The following is an 11026-nucleotide window of genomic DNA, read 5'->3' on the forward strand; positions in this document are numbered from 1 at the left end:
CGGCGAAAGAACCGCAGATTACCTCAGTTCATGCTGCGCGCCGCAAGCAGGCGCAGCACGATCGCAAACAATTCGTTCTGTGAGGAGATGCCTAGCTTCCCATAGGCGCGCTTGCGATAGGTCAGCGTCGAATGCGGGCTGATGCCGAGGTCGGCGGAAATCGCCTCCGAGCTGAGGCCGGAAACGATGCGCAGGCATACCGCCCGCTCGCGGCCGGTGAGACGCGCGAACGGCGCGCCTGATGCAAACAGCGCTTTGAGCGTGCGGTCCGGATCGTCCGGCGACACCGGCTCGTGCTGGAAATGACGCGCCACTGCGGCGCTGACGGAAGGCGCAACGGTTCGCAACCGCTCGACCTCGTCGCTGGCGAAACGGCCCTGCGACATGGTTCGATAGAAGTTGACATAGAAGCAGGTCTGCCCGACCCAGACCGCAGCCGCCAGCTTGTCGACGATCCCGGAATCTTCAAAGAAGATCTTGCGGTACTTGTCTCCGTACATGCGTCGGGCAAAGGCCGGCAGCACGATTGGCCTGCCGATCGCCTGCTTCCGGAAGATTGCATCCCGGTTCGGATCGGCGAAGTGAAAATGATCCGAATAGGCGGCGCCAAGCTCGGCGCCGATCGGAATGTTGCCGATGTCGAGCAGACAGCGCGCAGAGCGTTCGCCGGCAAACGAAAACACCATGCAGTGACCCACGCCCGCCACCCGACGGAGCGTTGCGATCAGGGTTCGCGCAAACTCAGGCTGGCCGATCGCAAGCACGGCCGGCGTGATGTCACTCGTTGCAGGACATGCAGAAGCTGCTTCCGCTTTCATGGTTTCCTCCTGCCAGAGGCTAATCTGGCCTCACTTCACCAGCGAGCAGCCGCCTTCGGCAAGCGGGCGGAAGGCCTGCTCGGCCGGAATGGTCGATACCAGCTTATAGTAATCATAGGGGTATTTCGACTCTTCGGGCTTCTTGACCTCGAACAGGTACATCGGGTGGATGACGCGACCGTCCTGGCGGATGGTGACGTCGCCGAACAGCTTGTCCTTGCCCTTGAACTTCTTCATCTCAGGCACCGCATCCTTGGCGTGATCGCTGCCGGTCGCGGCCACTGCGTTGAGATAGGCGAGCGTGGAAGCATAGACGCCGGCCTGATTGCCGCTCGGCATCTTGCCGTTCACGCCCGGCCGCGCTGCGAAGCGCTTTGCAAACGCTCGGGTGTTTTCATCCATGTCCCAATAAAACGCCTCGAACAGTTGCAGGCCCTGGCCTACCTTCAGCCCCATGCCGTGGACGTCGTTGATAAACAGCAGGAACGCCACCATCGTCTGTCCGCTTTGCTGAAGGCCGAACTCGGCCGCCTGCTTCACCGCATTGACGGTGTCGCCGCCGGCATTGGCAAGGCCGATGACCTTGGCCTTGGAATTCTGCGCCTGCAGCAGAAGCGATGCAAAGTCCGGCGTGTTGAGCGGATGCTTGGCCGAGCCCAGCACCTTGCCGCCGTGCTTTTCGATGTAGTTGGTGGCCTCGGCCTCGATGCCCTGGCCGAGCGCAAAATTCACCGTGATGAAGTACCATTCCTTGCCGCCGCGCGCCATCATCGCCGCCGCGGTGGAGTTGCCGGTCGCCCAGGCATCATTGACCCACTGGATCGTGTTCGGCGAGCAGGCCTTGCCGGTCAGGTCGGAGCTCGCCGTCGACGACGCAAGAAACGTCATTCGGCTATCACGCAGCAGCGAGTTGATGGTGAGCCCAACAGCCGAATTCGGCACGTCGACCACGGCATCGACGCCATCGACGTCGAGCCATTTACGCACGATCGCAGATCCCACGTCGGCCTTGTTCTGGTGATCGGCATAGACGATTTCGACCTTGATACCCTTGCCGCCGCCGCTGAAATCCTCCGCTGCCATGCGCGCGGCTTCTACCGACCCCATGCCGTTGGTGTCCTGGAAGATGCCGGAAATGTCGTTCAGCACGCCGATGCGCACGACATTTTCGGAAATTTCCGCGCGCGCCGCGCCCGACGCCACGCAAGACAAAGCAAGCGCGAGACCTAACCTTAAACCCCTCATCGTTCTCTCCCTTTCGAACTGTGATCTTGAGCGTTCCCGGACTTCGCCGGGTTTGATTTCAGTTCAGGTGACTAGACCGTCACAATTGCCGGTCCGGCAGATTGAGAACCAAACCATCGAGATCGGCAGCCAACTTGATCTGGCAGGACAGGCGGCTGTTGGCCCGCCGTTCGGCGGCGGCACCGTCCAGCAGCGCGTCCTCGTCGTCGCCCATCGCCGGCAGGCGGGCGAGCCAGCCCTCGTCGACATAGACGTGGCAGGTGGCGCACATCGCGTTGCCGCCGCATTCGGCCAGAATTCCACCGACATCGTGGCGCGTCGCCGCCTGCATTGCGCTTTCGCCATTGCTGGCGTCGATGCGCTGCGCACGGCCGTCAGGGTGAACAAACGTGATGCTCGGCATGGCGGTCCGTCAGGCCGGAGAAATGGTGATGGGGAGACTTTCGAGGCCGCGCAGCGTGTTGTTGTAGCGGCGCTTCACCGGGCCTGATATCTCGATACTTGCAACCTTGCGCGCGATCGCCGCCAGCATCACCTCGCCTTCGAGGCGCGCGAGAAGCTGGCCGACGCACATATGAATGCCCGAACCGAACCCGACATGGCCGGAGGTGCGGCGGGTCACGTCGTAGCGGTCAGGATTTTCCCAGCGTCGCGGATCGCGGTTGGCGGCGCCAAGGAACATCAGAACCTTTTCGCCTTCGCCGATGCGATGGCCGGCGAGTTCGACCTCCCGCGTCGTGGTGCGGAAAAAGGTCTGCACCGGGCTTTCGAAACGGATCGCTTCCTCGAATGCGTTGCGCGCCAGCGTCGGATCGCTGCGCAGCCGCGCAAGCTGATCGGGAAAGCGCGCCAGGCAATACATCGCGGCGCCGATGCCGTTGACGGTGGTGTCGAGGCCGGCCGAAAGCAGCGAGCGCACCAGCAGCGGCGCCTCTTCCGCCGTGATGTCGCCGGCGTCGGCGCGCGCATGAATGCAAGCGCCGAAGCCGCCGGGCGCAAGATTTTCGCGCTGGCACTGCGCGGCGACATAGGCCTGATGTGGCGCGGAGCGCTCGATCGCCTCCTGGCGTAACTGGTTCGGCGGCCCGAACGCGTTGAACACCAGGCTGGCATAGGGGAGCAGATTCTCCCGCCCCTCCTGCTTCAGGCCCATCGCATCAGGAAATACCGAGAGCGGGTAGGCCTCCGCGAGATCGGCAACAGCATCGAAACTTCTGCGCGCCAGCAGTTCGTCGACCTTGGCCGCGGCCATCGCCGTGAAATGTTCGCGGACCTGCTTCATGGCGGCCGGTGACAGCACCTGGGCGAGGACTGCGCGTGTCCTGGTATGTGCCGGCGGGTCCGCTTCAAGGATGATGCTTTGCGGTCGCCACGGCTTTTCCTTGGCGAAATCGCTCAAGCCGACGCCGCGGCTCGAACAGAAGGTCAGGGGATCGTTGAGGACGGCGTGCACCTCGGCATGGCGGGCGACGCCATAGACGCCCCACTTCTCGAGCCAGACCACCGGCCCGGCCTCGCGGAGGACGTCGTGGATCCGGTGCGGATCCTCAAAAAACTCGGTCGAGAACGGGTCCACGTCCAGACGGGGCACGCCGGCCGGCGCACTCCGCTCCGGGGTTGCAGCATCTATCCGGGATGTCGCGCTCATGTGGGTCTCCTGCATAATGTTCTTGCGGAGCGGCGTGCGCTGTCTCTATGTCTGGAACGCTGGAGCAGCATCGGAAAAGCATGAGCAGGAACAGACAGGCGCGCGCGCCCCGTGCGGGCGCGGCAGGCAGGAGCGGACGGGCCGAACAGGTGCTCGACCTCGACCGTTACGTTCCGGCCCTCATCACCTTCATCGCCAACAAATTGTCGCGCAGCGCGACCGTGGTCTATCAGAAGCGCTTTGGGGTCAACGTCACGGAATGGCGGATCCTGTCGCTGCTCGCAATCGAGCCGGAAATTTCCGCGGCGCGGATCTGCCACGTGATCGGTTTCGACAAGGGACCGGTGAGCCGGACGCTCGCCGGCATGGAAGAACGCGGGCTGGTCAGCATCAGGGCCGACCGCGAGGACGGTCGCACCCATTCGATCTCGCTGACCCCGAAGGGCTATGCCACCCATGATCAGGTCATCGCGGTCGCGCTCGAACGCGAGCGCCGCCTGCTCTCCTGCCTGAGCAAGCCGGAGCGGGAGACCCTGATCGCGCTGCTGCTGCGGGTGCACGGCAATCTCGACGCCGTGAAGGGCGCGGGCGAAGTCGATACGAAGAGCTGAGCGGCGTCTATTAGACACACCGCGGCCCCCACACTGCGCACGCGACATCGCATTGCGTCGTGGCGATCCGACACGCCCGAACATCCGTTTCTCCCTGTGCGGCCCGGCACTCTCCGTGCTCTGCGATCGGCCGCGTTGTGGAAATACGCTCGCACAAATTAGTTGCCTTGGCAACATACACGACGAGCCTCAACGATCGATTTTCCGACCCAGCCGATTCCTGCCGGCCGCCGCCGGTCAGATCATCTCTTGACGAGTGGGCAGTTGCCCTCGCTTTCAGGACGAAATGCCTGATCGCCCGGGATCGTAGCGACGACCTTCAACAGATCCCATTTCGACGTGGATTCGTCAGGCTTCTTCACCTCGAGCAGAAACAGCGGATGAATCTTACGCCCGTCTTCGCGGATGGTTCCCTTGCCGAACAGCGGATCATCGGTCGGCATCGCCTTCATCGCGGCGACAACAGCCTTGCCGTTGGCGGCGCCGCCGATCTTGTCGACGGCCTTCAGATAATGCAGCACCGAAGCATAGACGCCGGCCTGCATGTCGTTCGGATAATTCTTTTGCGGATGGCGTTCGGCGAACCGTTTCGCAAAAGCGCGCGTGCCGTCGTTCAGGTCCCAATAGAACGGATTCATGATCTGCGCGCCCTGGGCTGCCTTCAGGCCGAGCGCAGGAATACCGTTCATGCCGAGGATCAGCCCGACCAACTTCTGCTTTTGCGTCAGCCCGAACTCCGCCGCCTGCTTGATCGAGGTGATGGTGTCGTCACCGGCATTCGCCACGCCGACGATGTCGGCACCCGAGGCCTGCGCCTGCAGCAAGAAGGAAGCGTAGTCGGCGGTGCCGAGCGGATGGCGCACGGCGCCAAGCACTTCGCCGCCGGAGGCTTTGACGCCTTCCATCGCCTGCTTCTCCAAGTCGTGGCCGAAGGCGTAATCGGCGGTCAGAAAGAACCATTTCTTGCCGCCTTGGGCTACCACGGCTTTGCCAAGGCCGCGGCCATAGGCATAGGTATCGTAGGTCCAGTGCACGGTATTCGGCGTGCACTTTTCGCCGGTGAGAAGCGCGGTGCCGGCGCCCGAGCCGATGAAGACCTTGTTCTTCTGCTCGCTCATATTGGCAACCGCGAGCGCAATCGCCGAGTTCGGCAGGTCGAAGATGGCGTCGATGCTTTCGGTATCGTACCAGCGCCGCGCGATACCAACGCCGACGTCGGTCTTGTTCTGATGATCGGCGGTGATGACGTCGACCACCTTACCGGCAGCCTTACCGCCATAATCCTCCACCGCCATTTGCGCTGATATGACCGAGCCGATGCCCTGGTAGGTCGAGAACACGCCCGACTGGTCGTTGAGCACGCCGATCCGGACGCGGTCCTGGGCTTGGACTTGGGAAGCGCCTGCGAAGATACCGCCGAGCGCGACCACGAGCATTCCTGTGCGAAAAAGCTGTCGCATGCGTTCCCTCCTGTATGGAAAAGGCGGCCTTCGCGACCGCTTCGAAATTACTTATAACTTATAAGCATTTTGAGGATTGTCAATTCACGTGATGCCGTGCGAGCTTTTGCCCATGGAACGAATCGGAAAAATTTCGACGCGCAACGGCAACGGAGCGGCCAGACCGGCCGAGCCGGACTCGGCGCGAAAACTCGATCTCACCGCGCTGCAGCAGACCCCGGGATTCATGATCCGGATCCTGCAGTTGGAGAACTTCGAGGCGTTCTATCCGTATTTCGAGTCCCTAAACCTTTCGCCGCTCGAATACGCCATCCTGGTTACGGTGCGGGACAACAAGACGGTGACGCAGAGCGAACTCGCCGCCGTGTTGAAGATGCAGCTCCCCAACCTCGTGAAAATCCTGTCACGCATGGAGGAGACCGGCGTCTTGAAGCGCAAGCGATCCGCGCGAGACAAGCGCGCGGTCGAGCTCAGCCTCAGCGCGGCGGGCGAGAAGCGCGCTGACGAGGCCAGCCGGCTTGGCGAGAGCTTTAATGCGCAGACGCTTTCCGCGCTCAGCAAGAGCGAGCAGACGACATTTCTCCAGATGCTGGTGCGGCTGGTCGAGGCGCACAAGCACGCGGCATCCCGACGCGCCTAGTATTTCTAGCCGATCCATTCGGCCGAGGCGTCGTCATCCAGCGTTGCCACTGCGCTCGCGCGCCGCGTCAGCACCGCACGCTGGTTGATATAGCCCTTGTCGGTGATCTCGCCGCCGTCGACGGACGCGGGTTCGGCCAGCAGCAGTGCGCGGGTTGCGTGACCGGACGAGTTGCCGCTTTGCGCCTTTAGGTTCGCAAGGCCCTGCGCGATCGCAGCGCGAACCTTATCGTGGCCAATCACATCTTTCACGTCGGCGCTATCGGGCAAGCCCGCATGTGCACGGCAGGCCGCAATATTCGGAAACACCAGGAAGCGAACCTCATCGCCGCCATGGCCCGTCACGACAATGTCCTGCGCCAGCGGCGCCAGAGCAGCGATCCCTGCAACGCGCAAGGTGCCGACGCTGACCCAGGTGCCCGAATTGAGCTTGAAGTCCTCGGCGACGCGGCCATCGAAGAACAGTCCGAGTTCGGGACGCGCCGGATCGGCAAAGGTCACGGCGTCGCCGATGAGATAAAAGCCCTCTTCGTCGAAGGCCTGCGCGGTCAATTCCGGCGCCTTCCAGTAACCGGGCGTGACATTCGGACCGCGTACCCGCACCTCCAGCTTGTCGCCTGACGGCACCAGCTTCAGTTCGGTGCCCGGGATCGGCACGCCGATATTGCCGGAACGTTTCGCCTGGAAATGGCAATCGGTGGCGAGCGGCGAGGTTTCGGTCGAGCCCCAGGCCGACACCATCGGCATCGCACGGCCAACCGTCTTGATCGAGAGCTCTTCCAGCGCGTCCCAGAGATTCTGCGGCAAGGCTGCGCCGGCGTAGAAAGCGAACTTCACCTCGCTGAAAAACTTCTTGCGCAGTTCGTCGTCGCCGCGCAGCGCCGCGATCAGCATGTCAAAACCGCGCGGTACGTTGAAATAGACTGATGGCATCACGCTGCGCAGATTGGCGAGCGAGGTCGCGAACAACCCCGGCGCCGGCTTGCCGCCGTCGACATAGAGCGTGCCGCCGTTGCGCAGCACCAGATTGAAATTGTGGTTGGCGCCGAAGGTGTGGCTCCAGGGCAGCCAGTCGAGGATCACGAGATCGTCGCCGATATCTTCGAGGAACGTCCAGGTCTGCGCCTTGGCCTGCTGGCTGGAGGTCAGCATGCGCTGGGTATTGATCACGGCCTTTGGCGTGCCGGTCGAGCCCGAGGTGAACAGGAATTTTGCGATGGTATCCGGCGTAATCGCGGCGAAGGCCTTTTCGACATCAGGCGTTTCCGGTGTTGAAGCGACGGCGCGGAAGGAGATCACGCTGTCATCACCCCCACTGCCGCTGACGATGGTGGCCGAATGCAGCGGCGAGATCGCCGCCAGCGCCGCGGCAAACGGCTTTGTGCCGGAAACATAGATGGCGCCCGGTCCGAGCAGCGTGACCATGCTCTTGAGCTTGTCGAAATCTCTGGACATCAGCGAATAGGCCGGCGAGATCGCGGCCGATGGCACGCCGACATGCTGGGCGGCGAGCGCGAACAGCGCGTGCTCGACGCTGTTGTCGGACAGGATCACCAATGGCCGCTCGGCGCTCAGCTCCTGCGCGAGGATCCAGGCGGCGGCCGAGCGCACCTGCTTCAACGCATCCTTGTAGGTGACGGCGGTCCACGGCGTATCAATGCTGGCGCGGTCGGCGAGAAAGATTCGGTCCGGCGCCTGCCGCGCCCAGTGCTCCAGCCAGTCGCCGATGCAGCGCGCACTCGGCCGCAGCGGCGTGGTCGATTTCAGGATGATGCTGCCATCGGTCCGGCGATCGGCCACGATCGCGGGAACAGCGAAAAGATTTTGGGAATCGGCACCGCTGATGGCGGCGATGGTCATGGGCTTCCTCCTGCCGCCTCGAAAGGGCTGGCTTGACGCTAATGTTGGGCGCAACAATTGTTGTCGTCAACAACAATCTTCCCCTTGGTCGCGTGAAGCGCTAGAAGGGAACGATGGCGAGGAACAGTCAGGCCCCCAGAATTGCCAAGTCACGAGTAGCCAAGTCACGCGCGGGTATTCGGCCGCGCCCCGGCCGCGCGCGAAATGAAAACGGCAACGCGCACAGCGATCTGACGAACGGCGAAATCGGCCTCGACGCGCTGGCAGGCCACGCCGGCTATGCGGTGCGGCGCTTTCAGATCTGGGTTTTCCAGGATTTCATTCGCACGCTCGGCGCCGTCGATATCCGCCCCACGCAGTATTCCGTGATGACCGTGATCGGGGCCAATCCTGGCCTGAGCCAGATGGCTGTTGCAAAACGGCTCGGCATCGAGCGCGCCCGGCTGGTGCATCTTCTGGATAGTCTTGAGCAGCGCGAACTCGTCAGCCGCGTCAAATCCGCGACCGACCGCCGCTCCCACGCGCTGCACCTGACCGCGCGCGGCCGGACGGCGCTGGCGCAGTTCAAGCGGCTTGCCGCCGAGCATGAGCGTCATGTGGCCGAGAAGATCGGCAAGGAGAACCGGGAGAAACTGCTGCAGATACTCTCGGACTTCACCTGATCGCGGCCGGCGCCGCGCCTTGGGCTGAATCGCCCAAGTTTTAGGCAGTTGTCGGCTACGGCCGGCGTTCATGGCATGCGCAGTCGGCCGGTAAGCGCATGAAATTATAAATCTATATTTGAGCGTTGGCTCGACTGAGCGGTTGTACACAATGGCACATCGCTTGCTTCGGTCCGGGTACCTTAGTCCGGGTAACCTTTGCTCGCTGGAGTTTTGCTGCCATGGGGTCCGACGCGCCTGAAACCGTTGCCGCCATCGTCGCCGCGCACCGCGCCGGCGCGATCACCCCGGCGCAAACCGTCGCGCGCAGCTATCAGCGCATCCACGCCCATAATGATCCCGCCGTGTTCATCAGCCTGCGCGACGAGAAGGATGCGCTCGCGGAGGCCGAAGCGCTGGCCTCGAAAGAAGCGGCATTGCTTCCGCTGCTTGGCGTCCCGGTTGCAGTGAAGGACAATATCGACGCGCAGGGCTTAGCGACCACAGCGGCCTGCCCGGCCTTTTCCTTTTTCCCCGCGCAGGATTCCACGGCAGTCGCAAAACTGCGCGCGGCCGGCGCCATCATTATCGGCAAGACCAATCTCGACCAGTTCGCGACCGGCCTGGTCGGCGTCCGCTCGCCCTATGGCATTCCCGTCAATCCGATCCGCGCCGATCTCGTACCGGGCGGATCGAGTTCAGGATCGGCGGTGGCGGTTTCCGCGGGCTTGGTGCCGCTGGCGCTCGGCACCGACACCGCGGGTTCGGGCCGCGTGCCGGCCATGCTCAACAACATCGTAGGGCTCAAGCCGAGCCTTGGACTGATCTCCAACGCCGGGCTGGTCCCGGCCTGCCGCACGCTGGACTGCATTTCGGTGTTCTCGCTCACCGTCGACGACGCAATGACTGCACTGACGGTCATGGCCGGCCCCGATGGCGCCGATCCGTTTTCGCGCGACCGGCCGCTGAGCCCGATGTGGGCATTTCCCGAAAAACTCCGGCTCGGCGTGCCGCGCAATGGCCAATTGATCTTCTTCGGCGACGCGGCTTCCGAGAAAGCCTATGGCGAGGCGCTCAAGCGCTGGACGGCGCTCGGCGCCACGCTGGTCGAATTCGACCTCGAACCCTTTTATGAGACCGCGCGGCTGCTTTACGAAGGCCCGTGGGTCGCCGAGCGATACCTTGTCATCCGCGACCTCCTCGCGTCTTCGCCGGATTCGATACATCCAGTGACCCGCGAAATCACCGCCGCCGGCGCGCGGCTGACCGCCGCTGACACCTTTGCCTCACTCTATCGGCTGCAGGCGCTGCGGCGCACAGCCGAGCGGACCTTTACTCATTTCGACGCGATGGTGCTGCCGACGGCGCCGACTGCCTATTCGACCGCGCAGGTGCTGGCCAATCCGATCGAGCTCAACAGCCGGCTCGGCACTTACACAAATTTCGTCAACCTGCTCGACCTCTGCGGCCTCGCGCTGCCGGCCGCGATGCGCGCGGACGGCATCCCGTTTGGCATCACGCTGCTGGCGCCCGCGGGACGCGACGCACAGCTCGCCAGCATCGGGCGGGTGTTTCATGCCGATACCCAACTGAAGATGGGAGCCAAGGGGCTGATGCAGCCGCCGCCCGCTTCGTTGCCGGCAGCCGCGGGCGGCGATGAAATCACCCTCGCGGTGGTCGGCGCGCATCTTTCCGGCATGGCGCTCAATGGCGAGCTGCAGGCGCTCGGTGGACGCCTGATCGAGGCGGCCACGACCGCGCCGGACTACAAACTCTACGCGCTCGACACGATGCCACCGAAACCCGGCATGCTGCGCGTGGAGCAAGGCGCGGGGCATTCGATCAAGCTGGAGCTATGGGCGCTGTCGGCGGCAGCGTTCGGCAAATTCGTCGCCGCGATCCCGCCGCCGCTCGGGATCGGCACGATCCGGCTCGCCGACGGAAGGGGCGTAAAGGGATTTCTGGTCGAGCCTGCAGCCATCAACGGCGCGCGCGATATTTCAGCCTATGGCGGCTGGCGCGCGTTCATGGCGGAGAAGGCGACGGTGTGATGAGGGCGAATAGGGAGTAGCGAATAGCGAGTAGTGAAGAGAAGAGACCCCAT

The 11026-nt window shown here is 63.4% G+C and carries 10 protein-coding genes; 4 read left to right on the forward strand and 6 right to left on the reverse strand.

Going from position 1 to position 11026, the window contains the following annotated elements:
* Positions 1–23 precede the first annotated feature (23 nt).
* The 4 genes from YUO_RS0138545 to YUO_RS0138560 form a co-directional block, all read right to left on the reverse strand.
* Positions 24–818 carry a helix-turn-helix transcriptional regulator gene (locus YUO_RS0138545; protein WP_028351872.1) on the reverse strand — a complete coding sequence of 265 codons (795 nt, stop codon included), beginning with the start codon at positions 816–818 and terminating at the stop codon, positions 24–26.
* A gap of 30 nt (positions 819–848) precedes the next feature.
* Complete coding sequence (locus YUO_RS0138550) at positions 849–2063, reverse strand: ABC transporter substrate-binding protein (protein WP_028351873.1); 1215 nt, start codon at positions 2061–2063, stop codon at positions 849–851.
* 79 nt (positions 2064–2142) lie between these two features.
* Complete coding sequence (locus YUO_RS0138555; protein WP_028351874.1) at positions 2143–2466, reverse strand: 2Fe-2S iron-sulfur cluster-binding protein; 324 nt, start codon at positions 2464–2466, stop codon at positions 2143–2145.
* A 9-nt stretch (positions 2467–2475) separates the two neighbouring features.
* Positions 2476–3711: a cytochrome P450 gene (locus YUO_RS0138560; protein ID WP_035728680.1), complete on the reverse strand. Its 1236-nt coding sequence runs from the start codon at positions 3709–3711 to the stop codon at positions 2476–2478.
* A gap of 80 nt (positions 3712–3791) precedes the next feature.
* On the opposite strand from YUO_RS0138560, the gene YUO_RS0138565 reads away from it, so the two are divergent.
* Positions 3792–4322 carry a MarR family winged helix-turn-helix transcriptional regulator gene (locus tag YUO_RS0138565; RefSeq protein ID WP_028351876.1) on the forward strand — a complete coding sequence of 177 codons (531 nt, stop codon included), beginning with the start codon at positions 3792–3794 and terminating at the stop codon, positions 4320–4322.
* A 242-nt stretch (positions 4323–4564) separates the two neighbouring features.
* Here the strand turns inward: YUO_RS0138565 and YUO_RS0138570 are convergent, their stop codons facing one another.
* Complete coding sequence (locus YUO_RS0138570) at positions 4565–5758, reverse strand: ABC transporter substrate-binding protein (protein WP_035728624.1); 1194 nt, start codon at positions 5756–5758, stop codon at positions 4565–4567.
* Positions 5759–5894: 136 nt separating this feature from the next.
* Between YUO_RS0138570 and YUO_RS43480 the strand changes: the two genes are divergently transcribed.
* Entirely contained in the window at positions 5895–6422 is a 528-nt protein-coding gene (locus YUO_RS43480) for a MarR family winged helix-turn-helix transcriptional regulator (protein ID WP_051379878.1), read from the forward strand.
* Between the two features lie 5 nt (positions 6423–6427).
* Here YUO_RS43480 and YUO_RS0138580 read toward each other — a convergent pair whose 3' ends face one another.
* Positions 6428–8281 carry a feruloyl-CoA synthase gene (locus YUO_RS0138580; RefSeq protein WP_028351878.1) on the reverse strand — a complete coding sequence of 618 codons (1854 nt, stop codon included), beginning with the start codon at positions 8279–8281 and terminating at the stop codon, positions 6428–6430.
* Between the two features lie 113 nt (positions 8282–8394).
* Here YUO_RS0138580 and YUO_RS0138585 point away from each other — a divergent pair, with 113 nt between their 5' ends.
* Positions 8395–8943 (forward strand): MarR family winged helix-turn-helix transcriptional regulator, encoded by a 549-nt coding sequence (locus YUO_RS0138585; protein WP_051379879.1) that lies wholly within the window; start codon positions 8395–8397, stop codon positions 8941–8943.
* Positions 8944–9164: 221 nt separating this feature from the next.
* Entirely contained in the window at positions 9165–10973 is a 1809-nt protein-coding gene (atzF, locus tag YUO_RS0138590) for an allophanate hydrolase (RefSeq protein ID WP_028351880.1), read from the forward strand.
* Positions 10974–11026: the final 53 nt, after the last annotated feature.

This window comes from Bradyrhizobium murdochi (assembly GCF_000472965.1).
GTDB classification, from domain to species: domain Bacteria; phylum Pseudomonadota; class Alphaproteobacteria; order Rhizobiales; family Xanthobacteraceae; genus Bradyrhizobium; species Bradyrhizobium murdochi.